This is a genomic window from Cerasicoccus sp. TK19100 (genome assembly GCF_027257155.1).
Lineage (GTDB): Bacteria > Verrucomicrobiota > Verrucomicrobiia > Opitutales > Cerasicoccaceae > Cerasicoccus > Cerasicoccus fimbriatus.
The window spans coordinates 310,128-328,347 of the sequence record NZ_JAPWDU010000006.1 but is presented as its reverse complement, the minus strand read 5'-3'; the positions used below and the strand labels follow the sequence as shown (position 1 = coordinate 328,347).

Sequence of the window (18,220 nt, the reverse complement as noted above, 5' to 3'; positions counted from 1 at the left end):
GGGATTAATATGCCTCCTCTCCGTCGAGCATGGCCTGATTGGAGGATGCTTCATCCTTGGTGAGGTCAACCGAGATATATTCGAGAACAACAGTAAATTCGGAGACGTTTTCCGCCACAATCGGCTCACGCTCAGGCTCTGCGGACTCCTCCGTCTCCTCTTTTTCGGGGACACCGCCAAACAGGCTGAAGATATCCTGTTGGTCAGTCTTCGTCGTTGAGGCCGTAGAGCTGACGCTGCTTTCCAGCGGGACAACTTCCACGGCGCGCACCACGAGTGGCACTTCGAACTCTTCGATCTGCTTGAGGAAAGAGCGCAGATTCTCAGTGTATCCGGTGAAGACGATTTTGAAGGGCAAGGTTTCTACCGCACCTTCGACAGCGGCTGTTTCAACACCAATGCGGAACTCATCCTTCTTCATGCCATCGCTGGCCGTATTAGGCGTGCGGCGATTGCCCGTTTGTTGCGGAGCCTCCATCAACGAGGTCACCTCCACAGGAGCGCGGCTGATTGAAACGATACCCTTGGGACGCGTATTGAACAGCTTGCGCAAGATGTAGGTAAGGATCTCTTTTTGCTGATTGATGATAGCTACATCACTGTCAGCGGGTGGCTTACCGGAATCAATGTAACGGCTGAAACCAAAAGCAAAGTTCTCCGGAATCGAGGTCGACGGGATCGGCTCGCCCGCTGCCTTCTTCTTCTCGATCTGCTCGTCGGTAAACTCGACCGGAATGGTGCGTTTGGCGACTTGAGCGAATTCGTTGCTGTAAGCGCGGAGTTGGAAAAGCATCTGCGTGCCGTTAGTCGGTGCTTCGACCTTCAGCATGTCTGGCTTGTTACCGTAAGTTGAGTCCACCCGTGCTTCGAGGGCCTTGGTCAGCGCCTCGACATTGGCCTTGGCGGCATCCAAATTGGCCTGCGTGGGAGCGGGCTGCAAGGACAGCGCAGCGTTCAGCTGTGACTCGGCCGACTTAACAGCCTTCTTTTGCTTATCCACTTCTTCCTGCAACATGAAGAAGTAGACTATCCCGCCGATGAACAGTAGTATGAACAGCGCCAGCAGCGCGCTGAATACCGGGTTCTGTTTCAATTTATTCATATTGGGCTTAAAGGGGTCGTTCGGGGTTGATCACCAGAGAGAAGTCAAACTTGAGGATGCGTGGGTCGCTGTCATCGAAGTTCTGGTCTTTCACATCGCTAATAAATTCGGATGCTTTGAAACTTTCGAGCAGCTTGTTCACACGCTGGTAGGCCTGATCATAACTTGCGGTCGGCTCGGACGGATTCCAGTTTTTGATCAGCAGACGACCGGAGAGGTCGAGATTGCCGGAGGCGGCGCGGTCGAGCTTGAGGTCTTCCAGCCACACATCCTGCACGGCTTGCAAGCGCTCCTGCAAGTCACTAAAGAATGCGATCCAGTTCGAGCGCGAATTGACCAGGCTTTCGAGGTCGCCGATGTCATCACGAAGCGATTCTGCCTGGGCCTGAAGATCGACGATCTCCGTGTGCAAGCTTTGCAGAGGCGGTGCCTGAGTCTTCAGCTGGCGCGCCTCCTTTTCGTAGGCCGCCTTGGCCTGCATTTGGCCGAAAATCGGGGGCACGGTAGCCAGTGCGAGGCAAGCAGCACCGATCAGGATGAACGGCTTTTGCTTGGCGAAGCGCATCTTCTCAGCGAGCTGCTGCGGGAGCAGGTTGATGCTGACGGCCTCGGCATCAATCATCCGGGCAGCTTCACCGACGACCTCACTCAGCACGTGCTGGTGCTCTTCGAGGTAAACGGCATCTACATTCGAGCCAACTTCCAGGCTCGCAACCGGGTCAAAGAAATGCACCGGCATGCGCTGGGATTGCTCCAGTTGCTCAGCCAAACCGGGGAGCAGCGAGCCGCGGCCCGTCAGCAAAATGCGCTTTGGCGCAGCGGCACCGCGTTGGCGGCGGTAGTTGACGATGGAACGGGTGACTTCCTGGCTAAGCTTCTTTTGGAAATTCTGGGCGTTGGTCTGCAGCACCTGAGCGCTCGGATCGTCCTGATCCATACTCGTTTGGCCAGAGAAGAACGCGATCTTGATCTGCTCGGCGTCCACGAAGTTTTTGCCAAGGCTGTCCGCAAGGTTCTGGGTAAGCGTGTTGCCACCTAGGGTGATGTTGCGAATGAAAAAGCCAAGCTCATTAATGAAGAGCAGATTCGAGGAACGGGCACCGATATTGATCAGCAGAGTGTCCTCTTCGTCGCCCGGGTAGCAATACTTGTAGGCGTTGTAATCAAGGATCGAAGCCGCCTCGATATCCAGAGGCGTAATGCCCTGCTTGCGAAGGTCGGTGCAGAATCCGTTAATCACCTCACTCTTCACCGCAATGACGACCACTTCAGTTTCGACGCCGTCATCGGCAATCACCTGGTGGTCCCAAACGACTTCATTGAGCGGGAACGGAATTTTTTGCTGGGCTTCGAAGGCAATGATCTGCGCGCGTTTGGACTCATCCACATGCGGCACATTGATCAGCTTGGTCAGCAGTTGGTAACCGGGGACAATCAGAGTCGCCTTGTCACCGCCTTTGACGCGGCCTTTGACGTTGCGGACGGCGTCCATGACCACAGGCAACCACTCGGTTTCCTCGGTCAGGTCGTATTCGAGGTCCTGTTGGGCGAAGCTTTCCAACACCAAACTGTTGTTGCGTTCGCTAAAGACAGAGGCGGTCACGTGACCAGCTCCACAATTGATAATCAGTTTCTTAGCAGCGCTCATGAACGAGGAAAGGGGCCATTTGAATAGGGATTAAAGATTGCGCAAGCATATTTCAAAACCAGCGCGCGCGGTAAGGTATATCACTATCAAAGAGTTAATTCTCTTCAATTCTGACAAAAGGCGGGCGATCGGTGCCACTTTCGCGGTAGCCATTGCCGGAGAGGTAGCCCGGCAGCATGATGCCCTGGGTGGGAGAACCGGCGATGCCCTTCATCGAAGACAGGGACTGCATATTCAGGTTACGCGAAGCGCGCTTGCTGATGTTCTCCGCTGACACGGGGATGTCTTGATCGTTTACAGCGAGATCAATCACCCAGTATTCCGGCTCCTTGCTGAGGTTGTCGCGCTGGGCGATGTCGTAAGGAATCCAGAAAGCAATTTTACGGGACTTCTTGGTTTCCATCGTAGCGATGACCACGGAAGCCTCGTGGAAGATAAATTCGCGGGCCGAAGCGGGACGATCCGGGTGCGGATAGCCGACGAGCAGCGTCACCTTGATGTTGTCCACGTAGTTCGGGTTGATCACCGACGGGTCGTTTTTCGGGTTACCCTTGGCCTCGACGTCGATCTCAATCATGTAGTCGCCCCAGGGTCGCTCCTTGGCACCGAACTTCACATTTTTGATTTCAACGCGGTCAGCTTGAGCGGCCACATCAGTGACCGAGCCGGCGAGAATTAGCAAAACTAAGATAAAGAGAGAAGGTAAACGGGGATGCATCCAGCATGGTAAAAGAGAATCACCGATGCGAATCAACAAGAAAACGCAGAGATTCAAGTGTTTGGGGAATATTTACCTAATTGAGGCCTCCGTATTAGCGAAAATATTCAAAAACATTGCCTTAGGCGGTGAGTCGCATTCCCTGACTGCTGTGGAAATTACCGCCAACCAACTGCCTTTTAAAATCAGCGTGCTCGTTTTCCTGCGGGGAAATGACGGCCGCCTGCTGCTCATCGAGCGCCGCAAAGCGCCCAACTACGGTTGCTGGAGCCCTATCGGTGGTAAGCTGGAGATGGCCTTGGGCGAGTCCCCCTTCGAATGCGCGGTGCGCGAAGTCGAGGAGGAAGTCCGCCTGAAAATCACGACCAACGACCTGCATTTATTCGGTTACGTTTCAGAAAAAGGCTTCGAGGGCAACGGCCACTGGCTCATGTTTCTCTTTGATTGCAAGAAGCCCATCCCTGCCCTGCCCGCCGAAATCGATGAGGGCCAGTTCGCTTTTTACACACGTGAGGAAATTAATGACCTTGCGATTCCACCAACGGACCACCAGCTCGTCTGGCCGTATTACGACTCCCACCGCGAGCGCTTCATTGCGCTGCGCGCTGATTGCCATCCCGACCGGGATTTAGAAATTGTGGTTGAACAATCCCTGTAGTGTGCGAAACTGCGCCGCTTTCCCGAATAATTCGTCTGTCGAACACAGCGGGGAATACACCACTCGAACCGATACACTCATCCGAACGATCACCATACCGTGACCGCCAAAAAGAAAACCAAATCAGTAAAGAAAGCTGAGCGCTGGCAGGACGTCGACGTCCACGAGCTGGCCAAGCTGGAGATCAACCAACGCCTGACCGACGAAGAAAAAGTGCGTTTGTACACCGACATGGTGCGCATCCGACGCTTCGAGGGCCGTAGCCTCCGCTCCTACCAGGAGGGTAAAATCGGCGGTTTTCTCCACCTTTACGAAGGCCAGGAAGCTTGCGCCGTGGGCACCATTTCCCTGCTCGGCGCGGACGACCACGTCATCACTGCCTACCGTGACCATGGTCACGCGCTGGCCGTCGGCATGAGCATGAACGAGTGTATGGCGGAAATGTATGGCAAGCACACCGGTTGCTCCAAGGGCAAGGGCGGCTCCATGCACTTCTTCGCGCCGGACAAGAATTACTGGGGCGGCCACGGCATCGTCGGCGGCCAGATCCCGCTCGGCACCGGCATCGCCTTTGCACTGAAGCGCCAGGGTAAAAAAGGTTGCTGCCTCGCCTACATGGGTGATGGCGCGATCAACCAGGGCGCGGTCCACGAAGCCTACAACCTCGCCGGCCTGTGGGACTTGCCCGTGATTTTCATCATCGAAAACAATGCCTACTCCATGGGCACCAGCCAGGCCCGCTCCTCGGCTTATCCGGAATGCCTCGCCCAGCGCGCCGAAGCCTACGGCATGGATTGGGATACCGTCAACGGCAACATCCTTTACGACGTCCGCGCCAAGACCTACGAGGCCATCAAGCGCGCCCACGAGGAATCCCGCCCGACCGTCCTGGAAGTCTTTACCTACCGCTACCGCGGCCACTCCGTTGCTGACGCGAACCACGAAAAGTATCGCTCCAAGGACGAGATTCTGGATTACAAGGAGAACAAGGACCCAATCACCTTGACCCGCAAACAGTTCATCGAAGAGGGCGTCCTGACCGAAGAGTCGGCCAAGGACATCGACAAGGCCGCAATGGAAGAAGCCACTGCATCGGCCGAATTTGCCGATAAGTCCCCCTTCCCGCCCGCAACCTCCATCCTCGAAGATACCTACTGGAGCATGGACAACAAGGGCCAGGACCCGCAAATCGACGAACTCAACCAAGGCCGGTTCATTTTCGAAGACGGCGGAGTCTACGACAAGTAACCACAGATTTTACAAGCAATGCCACAAATTACTTACCGCCAAGCCATCAAGGAAGCGCTCGCCGAAGAGATCGAGCGCGACCCGAATGTCTTCGTCATGGGCGAAGAAGTCGCCCAATACAACGGTGCCTACAAGGTCACCGAAGGCCTGTGGGAAAAATACGGGGACAAGCACCTCGTCGACGCCCCGATCAGCGAAGCCGGCTTCATCGGCCTGGGCATCGGTGCCTCGATGCTCGGCATGCGCCCCGTCATGGAGTTCATGTTCTGGAGCTTCTGCTACGTCGCCTTTGACCAGCTACTCAACAACGGCTCCTTCTGCCGTTACATGTCCGGTGGCCTGATGAATGTGCCCATCGTTGTCCGCGGTCCCGCCAACGGCGGCACCAATGTCGGCGCGACGCACTCCCACACGCCGGAAAACCTCTGCGCCAACCACCCGGGCATCAAGGTCGTCTGCCCCTCTAATGCAGCCGACGCCAAAGGCCTGATGAAGACCGCCATTCGCGACAACGACCCGGTCTTCGTCATGGAAAACACTGTGCTCTACGGCCAGAAGTGGGAAGTCCCCGAAGAGGAATACCTGATCCCGATGGGTAAGGCCAACATCCTCAAGGAAGGCAAAGACATCTCCCTGATCGCTCACGGACGCGCCGCGATCACCGCGCTCGAAGCCGCTGGCAAGCTGGCTGAGGAATACGACATCGACGCCGAGGTCCTCGACCTGCGCTCGATCCGCCCTCTCGACGTCGAGGCCATTCTCGCCACGGTCAAGAAGACCAACCGCGTCGTCTACGTGGAAGAGAACAAGCCCTTCGCCAGCGTAGGTGCCCAGATCACCAGCATCATCCAGGAAGAAGCGTTCGACTACCTCGACGCCCCGATCCTGCGCGTATCGACCATCGACGCGCCACAAATCTACTCCATGCCGCTGGAAAAAATCCAGATCCCCGACGCCGACCGCGTGGTCAAAAAGGTGCTCAAGATCTGCTAACCGCGAAATTTACTTTGCAACACCAAGCCCGGCCTCAGAGCCGGGCTTTTTTGTTTGGGGATTAGATGGACGATTTAACAGGAAGATCGGAAAGAACGGGAAGACATGCAAACAAACATGGGGCATGCGCATGCGCGTGAGCGGCCAACTAGGCCTATTATTTTGAACAGAAGGCAGCGAAGAGAGCAAAGGCCAACCGACGATTTCAAGGAGTTACCAGCGTTCCACAAGTTAACATATCCTCAAATCACCTGTATCATCTGGAAACCTTGACCAATAAGCGCTTGCACATCATATTCTAAGTTGAGGGACGCACCGACGGCTTGCGTCATTCGTAGGTTGCAGAAAATTAACTACGCTGCTCAGATGAATCACACAAACACCAGACATCACATCACATTCCTTCTGAAAATGTGGTTTTCAATAGTTTGGCACAGTCGAAAGGCACCTCGATTCTATGTTACGATGTTTTGGCTGGCTGCGGCAGGAGCGGTAAATCATTTATTAATATTTAATGTCATTTACATGGTAAATGATTCATGGCCGCATCCAATCACCACGATGTATGCCGTGTTAATGCTTATCTTCCTATTTTTTGCTACAGTATTCACACTGTACGCATCTCTTGCCTCGCTCCTGGGTCTGTTGCTCATGTTAATGATTCCTGCAATCAGGCCGCATGAGCGTAGCAATCAGAGTAGTTCCTTCTTTGAGGGAGATTTGAAAAAGAGTATTAATCTAACCAATCTGCTGGCTTTGATTATTTTTGCTGGCTGCCTATTTGGATCTTATTGGTATTTCTTCCTAACTGAATAAACGACAATTTGAATCAGTCAGAATATAGAACTGCGCGCCCCTTGGAGGATCATGCCATCTCACATTCCAGAGGCTAACATACGATAAACCGATTTCAACAGATAGCTATACCGAATCTGCCTTACCCCATATCCAAATCCAACCCTTCGGCAGCGGGGGGGTCGAGGAGCCAGACGACTTTGTGGGCGTGGGCGCGGAGGAGGTGGACGGGTTTTTCGCGCGGGTTGAAGTCGCCATGGAAGGCTTGAAAGATTGCCTCCTCTTTGGCGTCGCCGCGGACGGTGACCACGATCTGCTTGCAGCGGGAAAAGCCCTCGGGGGTGATCGTTACGCGCCAGCCTTTGCCTGGCCATTCGACGGCGGCGAAGTTCTCGTGGCGCTGGCCGCCGATCAACGGGCAATGCGGAAATAGCGAAGCGGTGTGATTGTCGCCACCCATGCCGAGGAAGCAGATGTCGAACCCGCGGTGCGCGCCGAAGCGTTCGTTCCAGCGGTGGTTAAACTCGTCGGCACAGGCCTCGGGAGCGAGCTCGACGGGCCACGGCATTTTATAGTTCGCGGTCACGCCCAGGGGTTGCAGCAGGCCGCGGTCGGCGTGGCCAAAGTTGCTCTCGTCGTCGTTCAGAGGGACGCAGCGCTCGTCACTGGTCGCCCAGACCACGCGGTCTTTCAGCGTGGAGGCGAGTGCCTGGTGGTTGGCCGCCCACTCGTAGAAGGCGCGCGGGGTGGAGCCGCCGGTCAGCCCGATGACAACCTCCTCATTGGCATTTTTGAGAGTGTTTTTAATCAGGCGCATCGTCTCCACGTAGAGCGCCTCTTTAGGCAATACGTGAACCTGACCCAGTTTGGTTTCAAAGGTCTTCATGGCAACGGAAGTTGGGGTTGACTGTCGGGGTATTGGTCAAATTGGGGCGTTAGGCGAAGAACATCGCCTCGGCGAGGGCCTTCTCACCGGAGAGCAGCTCCACATGCATTGGGGCGCTCGTGCGGCCAAGGCCGAAGTCCGCCGTGATCTGGGCACCGTGGCCTTCGGCGTTGAGGGTCCACAGCAGGTGGTGGCCATTGCTGTAGGTCCACTCCAGTTCGAGCGCGTGCTCGTCGGGGCAATTGCCCGTCACGAATTCCACGTCCAACTGGCTATCCTTGGTGCAGCTGGTAAGGCACTCGCGGCACCATTTCACGAGGTTGGCGGCCTCGCCCTTGTGGGTGGCGACGGCGCGCGCCTCGACTTTTTGCAGGCCGTCGATGAGGCGGGCAGGCTCAATGGAACTCAGGTGCTGGCCGAGCGACTGGCGCACGGGCAGCAAGCGCGCCCAGGCCAGATCGATCACGCCTTCGGGGCGCGGCCATTCGATGCTGGTCAGGTCGTTGGCGTCTTCCATTTCCACGGTCGAGTCATAGATGACGCGGCGGCAGCGTTTCACGAAATCCATGTGCATCTGGGTGATGCGCTCGGCGGGAATGCGGTTAAACCAGTGGTAGGTCGGCAAGTCATTTTCCAACCAGATCGACACCTGGCTGCTCAGGAAACCGGCCTCACGCGTCGGGTAGCCGAGGATGACGGCCTCCACGCAGCACTGGTCGCGCAGGGATTCGCCAATGTAGCACATGCTGAAAATCTTACCCTGCAGCAGGCGGTCGCTGCGCTCACGGCCCATCGGGCAAAGCACGACGATGCGGCAGGGATATTTCTGCCCAAATTCGATGGCCGCGTCGAACCGCTCCTTGGCCTCCTCGGGCGAGGTTTTCAGTCCCAGGTGCAGGATGATGTTCATCTGCGAAGCGCGAAATTCACTCGCGGCACCCAGCTTGGGATCGAACTGGGAGCTCCACATGCTGGAGAGCATCGGGGAAACCTCGGAGACCGGCATTTGCTGGCCGGGCAACACATCAAAAATAGTAGGCGGTTCGGCGGTGGTCATATATAATAGCCTAGCCCAATAACCCACCCGACGACAAGCATTTGTGGACGATTCTTGCCAAAAAAGTGCTCTTGGCGCACGCGTCCCTCCCCCGCGATAAATTTCCCCACGCTCCATCACATAAAATGGTTTACGCAACCTAAACGACGAGGCATAAATCAATCTCATCGCACCCATGAAAAACATTGCTGACGACGCCGTCGACTTGACCTTGTCAGCGGCTTGGTAACCGTCAGATGATCACTTTTTATGCTGCAACGCCTGCGACAGCTCATCACGCCCAAGGACGCTCCCAACGAGCGGGCGGCGCGTGGGCAGCTGGGTGAAAAGAAGGCCGCACAGCTCCTGAAAAAGAAGGGGTTGCGCATCCTTCACCGCAACTGGCGGGCGGGCAAAGACGAGTTGGACATCATCGCGCTCGACGGGGCCACGTTTGTCTTTGTCGAAGTGCGCAGCCGCAATGCCAGCGCCAAAGTCAGCGGTTACCACAGTGTGACGGCGAAGAAAAAAGCCTGTCTCCTGCGCGCCTGCCGTGCCTTTTTGCGCCAACAACGCCCCCGACCGGCACATTTTAGATTTGATATTGTCGAAGTCAGGCTTGGCAACGACGACGAATTGACTATTCATCACTACGAGAACGTTTCGCTGTTTCCAGACAGCTTCATCTGAAATACCACTCACTATGTTAAATACGGACGCTTCCGAACGTCACCCTTTTCTGCAAGGCCTGAGCAAGCACCGCGGTGCCCCGCCCACGGTGATCGTCATTTTTGGCGCATCGGGTGACCTCACTGCCCGCAAGCTGATCCCGGCGCTTTACAATCTGGGCCTCGACAATCTGCTCCCGCGCGACTTCCACCTGATCGGCTATGGCCGCAAGCCCATCCCCGACGAAGACTTCCGCAACGACGCCGAGGACGCGCTGAAGAAATTCTCCCGCCGTCCGCTCAACGACGATCTATTCCAACACCTGCGCCCGAACATTGCCTACCACGCCGGCGGTTACGACGAGCTAAAGGCCTTCGAGGACCTGCGCGAGAAGATGCTCGGCATCGAGAAGGAACTCGGCCGCGACGTGCAGTTCATGTTCTACATTTCGACGCCGCCAAGCGTCTTTAAGCCGATTCTGGAAAACCTCGGTGCCAGCGGCCTGGCCAAACACGGCGAAGGCACAGACCTGGCCTCCAAGGTCGTCATCGAAAAGCCCTTTGGCCGCGACCTTGCGACCGCGCGTGAGCTCAACCAGATCATCACCAACCAATTTGACGAAAAGCAGGTCTACCGCATCGACCACTACTTGGGCAAAGAAACCGTCCAGGATTTGATGGTGCTGCGCTTTGCCAACAGCATTTTCGAACCCCTCTGGAACCGCAACTACGTGGAGTGCGTGCAGATCACCGTGGCCGAAAGCCTCGGCGTGGGCACGCGCGGCGGTTACTACGACCAGTCCGGCGCGACCCGAGACATGCTGCAAAACCACACCATGCAGCTCCTCGCCCTGACCGCGATGGAGCCGCCCGTCTCCCTCTCTGCCGAGGACATTCGCGACGAGAAGGTGAAACTGCTCAAGGCCATCCAGCCGATGAAAACCGGCCCCGATGGCGATGTCGTCCGCGCGCAATACAGCGAAGGCCTCATCGACGGCGAACGCGTCCCCGGCTACATGCAGGAAAAGGACATCCCGGACACTTCCTACACGGAAACCTTCGCCGCGCTACGCATGTCCATCGACAACTGGCGCTGGCAGGGCGTCCCCTTTTACCTGCGCAGCGGCAAGCGCCTGGCTCGCCGTGTGTCAGAGATCGCCATTCAGTTCAAGCAGCCCTCGGGCAGCCTGTTCAGCGACCCTTCGCGCTTCGACTTGGCCTCGAACACACTCGTCATCCAGATCCAGCCGGACGAGGGCGTCACCCTGCTGATGAATTCCAAGATCCCCGGTCTGGAAACACGCACCCAGCCGGTGAAGATGCACTTCCGCTACGCGACCACTTTTGGCTCGAACACCCCGGAAGCCTACGAGCGCCTGATCCTCGATGCGATGGTCGGCGACTCCACGCTCTTCATCCGTGGTGACGAGACCGAGACCTCCTGGAAGCTTTACACACCCGTGCTCGAGCACTGGGCCGAATGCGGCCGCAAGGGGCTCGAAGAATACGCCTCCGGATCCTGGGGTCCGCTGGCCGCAGACCGCCTGCTCTGGCAGCGCAAGCACGAATGGCGTCGCGCCGGTCCGTAGCCCAGTGCAATCCAATGGCGGGAATAGGCGCGCCGGTTAATCCTTCTTAACTCGTGCGCGCAATCCTGTCACTTGCCCTGATGATTTCCCTGCCCCTCGCGGCGCAGGACACTTCGGGCTTGGATGATATCCAGATCATGCCGAAAATTGTCGGCGGCAAAGATGCCACGCCGGGCGAATACCCGTGGATGGTCGGCATCATGGAGCGCCAAAATCCGGATAACTACCAGGCCCAATTTTGCGGCGGCGTGCTCATCCACCCCTACTATGTGCTCACGGCGGCCCATTGCATGGGAGGCGAAAGCACGTCATCCATGAATGTGCTGGTTGGAACCGACAACCTTGATTTCGGCGGTCGTCGCGTGAATGTCAGCCAAATCATCATTCATCCGAACTACGACGATGAGGAGTTAGACTACGACATTGCCTTACTGCGGTTAGCAACACCCGTCACCGATATCGAACCCATTGGCATTGCCGACGACGAGGATTGGCAGGTCGAGGGCACGCTGGCGCGCATCATTGGCTGGGGACAATATACAATGACTCCGGCAAGCTGGCCGACGCAACTTCAGGAAGGCGACATTGAGATTCTCAATTACGAGCAAGCAAACGAGGCCTGGTTCTACACTTTGACCGATCGCATGATGCCAGCACTTGGCAATAACGGCCAGGTTGACACCTGCGTCTCAGACAGCGGCGGACCCTTACTCGTTCAAAGACCAATCGACAACGAATGGGTCGTGGCTGGCATTACCAGTTTTGGTTACGAATGTGGCTCCGTTGATCCACCGGCGATCTACACCCGCGTCTGGCGTCTGCGTGAATACATTTATCGCTACATCTACTCGGACTTCGAGGCCTACGCCTCGGGCTACGATCAGTATTCGCTCAGCTCAGATGTCGATGGCGACTCCTACGACCTGCTCGCGGAATACGGCTTCAATATGGACCCGGATGATGGCACGCTGGAAGGCATTCCCACCTCGGGCACCGTCCTGATTGATGGCGAGCCATACGCAACGATTCAGTTTAACCGCCGGCGCTTCATGGACGATTTCGCCTTCACGCTTTATCAGGCCCCCACCCCAACCGGACCTTGGGAAGAAATTGCCCTAGGGGCTCAGACAATCTCCACAACCATCGTCGACGCGACCACGGAATCCGTTCAGGCCCGCGCCGCTGCCCCGATTGGTGAAGCCGCCTTTCTCCGCCTGGAGCTGGAGCCGACCGGCGCGCTGTAAGGCGACTGCTGGCGGAACGCGGAACCGAAGCGGATCCTTGGCGGAACGCGAACCTCTGTGTTCGCTTACTATCCGTCACTCTTTAAAAAAATGATAGAATGGAGGCGAACACAGAGGTTCGCGTTCCGCCAGTGCTCCGCAATTCATTGCCTTAGGCGTCTGCTTCCAAAATCAAATCATACGCGGCGAAGCCCAGCCGCTCGTAAAACGCAATCGCGTCTCGGTTAGTGGCAGATACTCGAATACTGACCCGCTGCGCTCCATGCCCCTTGGCCCATTCACGGAAGGCGCTCACCAGGAGTTTGCCGACGCCGCCGCCACGCAAGGTCGGGCTCACGAACAGGGTCTCCAGCTCGGCCAGGGAAACCGCCTGCCGATAGCTGGCACATTCGCCAAGGCACCCCAGCGCCGCGCCGACGACTTGACCGTCCTTTTCCGCGACAAAGCAAACGCCGTCGTCCGCCAGCCGGGCATTGAAAAATTCCGCCGCTTCCTCGGACTCCGACCACGCGGCATCCAGTGATGCATCAAACTGCAAGTCATGCGCGATCAGTTGCCGGTCCAGTTCGCGAACCGCTTGAAAATCGTCCGGCCCCCCGGCGCGAATGATCGTCTCTGAAGTGTGATTTTTCATTGAGAATTCAGCAGAAGATGTCTCACTCTTCCGCATTAAGCAATACCGACCGTGTCGGCCCAATGATTCCTTATTTATTCGTTACCGATCGCCCTGAAAAATGGGCGTCCACCTTCCCCGCCGATTCCTTGGTCACGGCGCGTGATTACCTGACTGACCCCTCCATTGCGATCCGCCGTGGCGCGCGCGTGGTGAATTTGTGCGCGTCCTACCGCTACCAAACGAAGGGCTACTACGTCTCGCTCGTGGCCGAGGCGCGCCGCCACCGTCCACTGCCCGCGATCGACACCGTGCAGGACACCAAGCTGCCGTCGATCATTCGCCTGCTTTCCGCCGACCTCGACGAAACCATGAAGCGCTCCCTGCCCAAGGACAGCACATCATTCGAGCTGGAGGTCTTCTTTTCCCGCACACAGGAGAAGGCTTACGAGCGCTTGGGCCGGCAAATTTTTAATCTGTTTCCCGCGCCGCTGCTCAAGGCGTTTTTCCGCAAAGGCACGGACGGCTGGGCGCTGACTAACGTGGACCTGCTGCCGCTATCCGGTATTGGTGAAGGCTCCAAGGCGTTCTTTGGCGAAGCGCTCGCGCGCTTCATTGCCCGAGGCCAGCCTACCACTCCCCGCAAGACGCCGCCGCGCTTTTACCTGGGCATTCTTTACGACAAGGACGACCCCGCGCAGAAGGCCTCCAACCCGCGCGCGATTGAAAAATTCATCGACGCCGGTCGCCGGATGGGCATTGAGTGCGAACTGCTCGGCAAGGACGACTATGGCGAGATCGCGGAGTTCGACGGCCTCTTCATCCGCGAGACGACCGCCGTCAACCACTACACCTACCGCTTTGCCCGCAAGGCCGAGCGCGAAGGCCTCGTGGTGATGGACGACGCCCAATCGATCCTCAAATGCGCGAACAAAGTTTTCCTGGCCGAGCTGCTGTCGCGGCTAAAAATTCCGACACCGCAAACCTTCCTCTTAGACAAGGATATGCGTGAGGCCGCTTTGGCGCAGATCGGTTTACCGGTCGTCATCAAGAAGCCGGACTCGTCGTTTTCCATGGGCGTCAAAAAGGCCGAGACCCGCGAAGAGTGGCTGGCCGAAACCACGGCGATGTTTGAGTCGTCCGAGCTACTCGTAGCCCAGCGCTTCACCCCTTCGGACTTCGACTGGCGCATCACCGTGCTTGGTGGCGAGCTGCTCTTTGCCTGCAAATACTACATGGCGCACAAGCACTGGCAAATCTACAAGCAGACCAGCCAGCGCAACACCCGCGCCGGCCGCTCCGAAGCCATCCCGCCCGGGCAGGTGCCGCCCAAAGTTTTGCGCGCCGCGCTAAAGGCAGCCAAGGCAATTGGCAACGGCCTCTATGGCGTCGATCTCAAGGAGCTCAACGGCGAGGTAATGGTCATCGAAGTCAACGACAACCCCAGCATCGACGCTGGCGTCGAAGACGAACTGCTTAGCGACGAGCTTTACCGCCGCGTGATGAGCGAATTCCTCCGCCGCATGGAACACAGCACCGCTGCCCGCGCCTGACGATGATCATCCCCCCTTACCGCATCGACACCGCGACCATCGTGGAAGCTGGCAAAGGTCTCTTCCTCGAAGGCCCGGTCAAGGCTGGCACCGTGATCGTCTCGCCAGACAAGATTGACCGCGTTTACACCCGCGCCGAACTCGACGGGTTTGGCCCCGGTTCGCCGGAAGACGACGCCTCGGTTCGCTGGTTCGAGGGCTACTACACCGTCAGCCTCGACTGGCCGGATGAGTGCTACATCAACCACAGTTTCTCGCCCAACGGCCTTTGGCACCTGGGCTTTGTCTTCGCGCTGCGCGACATCGCACCTGGCGAAGAGCTGACCATGGACTACCGCCTGATCGTGGGCGACGGCGAACGCCTGCCCTTTAACGACGCCGCAACCGGCGAGCCCATCATCGGTCTCCCCTGGCGCGAAAACCTGCGCACCACCACCACCGCACTCGCCAAGCTGCTGTAAGATTTTTTAGCTAGCGGTGAACCTGCGCCATCGCTTTACTGCATGGCACATGGCTTTAAACCGACTGCTGCGCCGTGAAGTGATCATCGTTGGGCTGGTCACCATCATCACCACCAAGCTTTGGCTGATGGCGAAGTTTGCCACCGTGCAACCGGCGGATCTCTGGCCGTGGCGCGGCCCGTCACAACTGCTTGGTTTGCTGTCACTCGTTTACATGGGCCTCGCTCTCATGGCGGGTGCCCGCAGCCGCACGCTGGAGTCAATCTTCGGCGGCCTCGATCGCGCGGTGCGGCTCCATAAAAAGCTCGGTCGCTGGGCGATGATCATTCTGTTCATCCACCTGCTGATGCTGATTCCACCCTGGCAAGCCGCAGGCAAACCGGTGGGCGACCTCTTTATCCCCTGGTATTCGCCAACGGCACGCACGCCGGATATCCTCGTCACCTACGCGTTGTTCATCCTGGCGTTTCTGGCCTACAACAAGAGCCTGCCCTACGCGCGCTGGCTGGGGATCCATCAGCTGTTTGGCGCGCTCTATACCTTCTTTTTCATACACATTATTTTTGTGCCCGGCTCGATCACGGAGTTCGAACCGCTGAGCACATGGATCGTCATCGTCGGCGCAGCGGGCAGCTTGTCCTGGCTGTATCGCATTCTGTTCTTTAAACGCTTTGGCCCGCGCTACCGCTACGCGGTGCAAGCCGTCAACGACACCGCCAACGAATCCTTCGACCTCGTGCTCGTGCCCACCGAACGCCGCATGAACTACGACCCCGGCACGTTCGCCTTTATCTCTGCGGTCGATCACCCCACGCTGCCAGCGGAGCTTCACCCGTTCACGATTTCGTCGACACCGGTGAACCGCGAACTGCGTTTTTCGATCCGCGCCGTTGGTGACTACACCCAAGCTCTGCGCAAGATCGAGACCGGTGCCGCCATGGATATCTACGGCCCCTTTGGCGGCTTCACGCCCAACCATTTTGTGCGCTACCGACGGCTCGTGCTGATCGGCGCAGGCATTGGCATCACCCCGTTTTTATCGATGCTCGCCTACGAGCTAACGAATAACGATTTCCGCCGCATCTGGCTCTATTACATCGTCCGCACGCCCGAAGACGCGGGCTACGATGAGGAAATCCGCGCACGCTATCAGCAGGCAGATTCCTACATCGACTACGAACTTTGGATTACAAAGCAAAAGGGGCGACTGACCGCGCAGCAGATCCACGAATCCATTGGCGACATCGACGACTACGCTGTCATGCTCTGCGGCACCACGCCGTTCAACAAAGCCTTCACCAAGCAATTCCTCGAGCTCGGCCTCCCCCGCGAACGCATCATTTCCGAAGACTTCGCGTTCCGCTGAAACGTGCCGCTTCACCCAGAGATTTTCGCAATGCGAAAATAGCAATGCCTCAGTGGCTGGGTATGAAGCTAATTAACAGAAATCTGCAAGCGCACGTAAGGCAGGCCACCTTCGTGAATAGATGCCGTTTGCTGGTAGGCGTAGCGCCACACACCATTGCCTTGGTAGAGCGTGGTCAACGTTGAGGCAACCGGGTCCCAATCCACGAGGTTCGCGCTGCCTTGCAAGGTGACACTCACTCCGTCATCCAGCACACCATACGGTCGCTCAAAATGGATCGCCAACTGATTACCAGCGCTTAGTTGAAGCCCGGGTCGCACTGTATCCGTATTCACCAAAGACGGATTTTCGCTCATTAGAAACTCCAGTGCATTGGGCAGTCCATTGTGATTCTCGTCTTCCTCCAATTGCGCCAGCGTGAGGCCGTTGTCCTGCAGCCAGTCGTTCAATGAAAGGCCGCCATTGAGCACGCTGTTGATCGCCTTGTCCAGTTCGTCCGCAATGGTCTGGGCACCCTCCGGCGTAAAGTGCACGGCATCGAGCAGCTCGTCTTCTTTCGTGATCGCCTGGCCGTCGATCAAGTAAAGCCGGTCATGCCCTTCGCTTTGAAATTCAAGCACGATCGCCTCGACCATGTCGCGGTAATGATCGATGTGTTTATCCACGCCATCGACGGTCGCGCCCTCAGGATCGGTAGTCGCCGTCGGCTTGATGCAGAACACCCGGGCCTCCGGACAATGCGCCAGCACATCAGCCAGAAATGCCGTATAGCGTGCGCGGTAGTCATCGAGCGTGAAGCTCTTGTTCTGGCAGTCGTTGTAGCCCCAGAGAATCGTAATAATGTCGGGCTTGCCGTTCGCCCACGTCGTCACGACGGTTTCGTCGAGCACGTCCGCGATCTCTGGCGTAGTCGTCGAACCACCAATGGCGAAGTTAAACAGCTGCCAACCGTTGGCCTCAGCCAGACGAAACGGGTATGTCTGGTAGGCTTTGCAACCCTGCCCCGTGCCATGAGTAATCGAATCGCCAAAGGCCGCGTAAATCGGCTTATCCTCGACGGGATTGTCCGCCAGATCATAGCCATCCGCGAGCGTAAGCCCGGTGAAGTCCACGTTCGCCCAGCTCGGCAAAACCACTTCGTAGGTCACGGCATTACCCGGATCCACCGAGTCCACCAACAAGGTGAAAGCGCCAGGATTCGAGCCCGGGTTAAACTCTGTGATGTTGTCGTTGTCTCCGTTTTGAATGATGCCCAACTGCGGTGCACGCGATTGGAAATCGATCTCGTTCAAATGCACTTGCACTGTCGGGCTGCTCGTCGTGAAGCGCAGCAAAACACCGCTGGCCGATGCCGCTTTGAGGTCATTGTAAAACGCTTTGGTGATGTTGGAACCGTCGGCACGCTGACGCGCATGGAGGTAGTCCGTGAAGCGCTGAAAGTGCAGGCTTGAACCTGTATCTTTAACGATCAAAGCGCCATCCACCTCAATCCGCGGGTCATTGTAGGCTATGTCCACGGCGTTCGCGAGTGAAGCAATACCACTGGCAAGAAATAGGATTGTGAAAAGTCTCATGGGGTTATTCTGCAAGTATCGCAAGATACCACACCTGCCCCCGGCAAATAAATCTGACTCTAGCTAAA

17 protein-coding genes are annotated in these 18,220 nt (G+C 57.2%); 10 read left to right on the top strand and 7 right to left on the bottom strand.

The genetic code is table 11. The annotated features are described in order from the left end of the window. Positions 1-4 precede the first annotated feature (4 nt). From O3S85_RS16380 to O3S85_RS16370, 3 genes are all read right to left on the bottom strand, one after another. Positions 5-1,102: an Amuc_1100 family pilus-like protein gene (locus O3S85_RS16380; RefSeq protein WP_269541801.1), complete on the bottom strand. Its 1,098-nt coding sequence runs from the start codon at positions 1,100-1,102 to the stop codon at positions 5-7. 7 nt (positions 1,103-1,109) lie between these two features. Further along, positions 1,110-2,750 (bottom strand): pilus assembly protein PilM, encoded by a 1,641-nt coding sequence (gene pilM / locus O3S85_RS16375; RefSeq protein WP_269541799.1) that lies wholly within the window; start codon positions 2,748-2,750, stop codon positions 1,110-1,112. Positions 2,751-2,844: 94 nt separating this feature from the next. Then, entirely contained in the window at positions 2,845-3,432 is a 588-nt protein-coding gene (locus tag O3S85_RS16370) for a hypothetical protein (RefSeq protein ID WP_269541798.1), read from the bottom strand. A gap of 187 nt (positions 3,433-3,619) precedes the next feature. Here O3S85_RS16370 and O3S85_RS16365 point away from each other — a divergent pair, with 187 nt between their 5' ends. From O3S85_RS16365 to O3S85_RS16350, 4 genes are all read left to right on the top strand, one after another. Further along, complete coding sequence (locus O3S85_RS16365; RefSeq protein WP_269541797.1) at positions 3,620-4,126, top strand: NUDIX hydrolase; 507 nt, start codon at positions 3,620-3,622, stop codon at positions 4,124-4,126. 99 nt (positions 4,127-4,225) lie between these two features. Continuing rightward, positions 4,226-5,374 (top strand): pyruvate dehydrogenase (acetyl-transferring) E1 component subunit alpha, encoded by a 1,149-nt coding sequence (gene pdhA / locus O3S85_RS16360; protein ID WP_269541796.1) that lies wholly within the window; start codon positions 4,226-4,228, stop codon positions 5,372-5,374. Positions 5,375-5,392: 18 nt separating this feature from the next. Next, positions 5,393-6,367 carry an alpha-ketoacid dehydrogenase subunit beta gene (locus tag O3S85_RS16355; protein WP_269541795.1) on the top strand — a complete coding sequence of 325 codons (975 nt, stop codon included), beginning with the start codon at positions 5,393-5,395 and terminating at the stop codon, positions 6,365-6,367. Between the two features lie 465 nt (positions 6,368-6,832). After that, entirely contained in the window at positions 6,833-7,183 is a 351-nt protein-coding gene (locus tag O3S85_RS16350) for a hypothetical protein (protein ID WP_269541794.1), read from the top strand. Between the two features lie 121 nt (positions 7,184-7,304). Here O3S85_RS16350 and O3S85_RS16345 read toward each other — a convergent pair whose 3' ends face one another. Next, the gene (locus O3S85_RS16345; protein ID WP_269541793.1) at positions 7,305-8,048 is read right to left on the bottom strand and encodes a 6-phosphogluconolactonase; all 744 of its coding nucleotides are present in this window, start codon (positions 8,046-8,048) and stop codon (positions 7,305-7,307) included. A 49-nt stretch (positions 8,049-8,097) separates the two neighbouring features. Continuing rightward, entirely contained in the window at positions 8,098-9,105 is a 1,008-nt protein-coding gene (locus tag O3S85_RS16340; RefSeq protein WP_269541792.1) for a glucose-6-phosphate dehydrogenase assembly protein OpcA, read from the bottom strand. Between the two features lie 249 nt (positions 9,106-9,354). Between O3S85_RS16340 and O3S85_RS16335 the strand changes: the two genes are divergently transcribed. From O3S85_RS16335 to O3S85_RS16325, 3 genes are all read left to right on the top strand, one after another. Continuing rightward, entirely contained in the window at positions 9,355-9,774 is a 420-nt protein-coding gene (locus tag O3S85_RS16335; protein ID WP_269541791.1) for a YraN family protein, read from the top strand. 13 nt (positions 9,775-9,787) lie between these two features. Further along, positions 9,788-11,341, top strand: coding sequence for a glucose-6-phosphate dehydrogenase (zwf, locus tag O3S85_RS16330; RefSeq protein ID WP_269541790.1), 1,554 nt, complete (start codon positions 9,788-9,790; stop codon positions 11,339-11,341). An 80-nt stretch (positions 11,342-11,421) separates the two neighbouring features. Next, the gene (locus O3S85_RS16325) at positions 11,422-12,585 is read left to right on the top strand and encodes a serine protease (protein ID WP_269541789.1); all 1,164 of its coding nucleotides are present in this window, start codon (positions 11,422-11,424) and stop codon (positions 12,583-12,585) included. A 151-nt stretch (positions 12,586-12,736) separates the two neighbouring features. Here O3S85_RS16325 and O3S85_RS16320 read toward each other — a convergent pair whose 3' ends face one another. Beyond that, positions 12,737-13,219 carry a GNAT family N-acetyltransferase gene (locus O3S85_RS16320; RefSeq protein ID WP_269541788.1) on the bottom strand — a complete coding sequence of 161 codons (483 nt, stop codon included), beginning with the start codon at positions 13,217-13,219 and terminating at the stop codon, positions 12,737-12,739. Positions 13,220-13,281: 62 nt separating this feature from the next. Here O3S85_RS16320 and O3S85_RS16315 point away from each other — a divergent pair, with 62 nt between their 5' ends. The 3 genes from O3S85_RS16315 to O3S85_RS16305 are packed head-to-tail and all read left to right on the top strand — an operon-like array spanning position 13,282 to position 16,578. Next, entirely contained in the window at positions 13,282-14,751 is a 1,470-nt protein-coding gene (locus O3S85_RS16315) for a RimK family protein (RefSeq protein ID WP_269541787.1), read from the top strand. 2 nt (positions 14,752-14,753) lie between these two features. Next, the gene (locus O3S85_RS16310; RefSeq protein ID WP_269541786.1) at positions 14,754-15,212 is read left to right on the top strand and encodes an SET domain-containing protein-lysine N-methyltransferase; all 459 of its coding nucleotides are present in this window, start codon (positions 14,754-14,756) and stop codon (positions 15,210-15,212) included. A gap of 49 nt (positions 15,213-15,261) precedes the next feature. Further along, positions 15,262-16,578: a ferredoxin reductase family protein gene (locus tag O3S85_RS16305; protein WP_269541785.1), complete on the top strand. Its 1,317-nt coding sequence runs from the start codon at positions 15,262-15,264 to the stop codon at positions 16,576-16,578. 68 nt (positions 16,579-16,646) lie between these two features. Here the strand turns inward: O3S85_RS16305 and O3S85_RS16300 are convergent, their stop codons facing one another. Continuing rightward, the gene (locus tag O3S85_RS16300) at positions 16,647-18,152 is read right to left on the bottom strand and encodes an SGNH/GDSL hydrolase family protein (protein ID WP_269541784.1); all 1,506 of its coding nucleotides are present in this window, start codon (positions 18,150-18,152) and stop codon (positions 16,647-16,649) included. Positions 18,153-18,220: the final 68 nt, after the last annotated feature.

Bases quoted from the DNA above. Each gene is read 5' to 3' on its own strand.
- pilM (WP_269541799.1), bottom strand. From the start codon at position 2,750: ATGAGCGCTGCTAAGAAACTGATTATCAATTGTGGAGCTGGTCACGTG.
- O3S85_RS16320 (WP_269541788.1), bottom strand. From the start codon at position 13,219: ATGAAAAATCACACTTCAGAGACGATCATTCGCGCCGGGGGGCCGGAC.
- O3S85_RS16380 (WP_269541801.1), bottom strand. From the start codon at position 1,102: ATGAATAAATTGAAACAGAACCCGGTATTCAGCGCGCTGCTGGCGCTG.
- O3S85_RS16305 (WP_269541785.1), top strand. From the start codon at position 15,262: ATGGCTTTAAACCGACTGCTGCGCCGTGAAGTGATCATCGTTGGGCTG.
- O3S85_RS16345 (WP_269541793.1), bottom strand. From the start codon at position 8,048: ATGAAGACCTTTGAAACCAAACTGGGTCAGGTTCACGTATTGCCTAAA.
- O3S85_RS16340 (WP_269541792.1), bottom strand. From the start codon at position 9,105: ATGACCACCGCCGAACCGCCTACTATTTTTGATGTGTTGCCCGGCCAG.
- zwf (WP_269541790.1), top strand. From the start codon at position 9,788: ATGTTAAATACGGACGCTTCCGAACGTCACCCTTTTCTGCAAGGCCTG.
- O3S85_RS16355 (WP_269541795.1), top strand. From the start codon at position 5,393: ATGCCACAAATTACTTACCGCCAAGCCATCAAGGAAGCGCTCGCCGAA.
- O3S85_RS16325 (WP_269541789.1), top strand. From the start codon at position 11,422: ATGATTTCCCTGCCCCTCGCGGCGCAGGACACTTCGGGCTTGGATGAT.
- O3S85_RS16300 (WP_269541784.1), bottom strand. From the start codon at position 18,152: ATGAGACTTTTCACAATCCTATTTCTTGCCAGTGGTATTGCTTCACTC.
- O3S85_RS16310 (WP_269541786.1), top strand. From the start codon at position 14,754: ATGATCATCCCCCCTTACCGCATCGACACCGCGACCATCGTGGAAGCT.
- O3S85_RS16335 (WP_269541791.1), top strand. From the start codon at position 9,355: ATGCTGCAACGCCTGCGACAGCTCATCACGCCCAAGGACGCTCCCAAC.
- O3S85_RS16315 (WP_269541787.1), top strand. From the start codon at position 13,282: ATGATTCCTTATTTATTCGTTACCGATCGCCCTGAAAAATGGGCGTCC.
- O3S85_RS16350 (WP_269541794.1), top strand. From the start codon at position 6,833: ATGTTTTGGCTGGCTGCGGCAGGAGCGGTAAATCATTTATTAATATTT.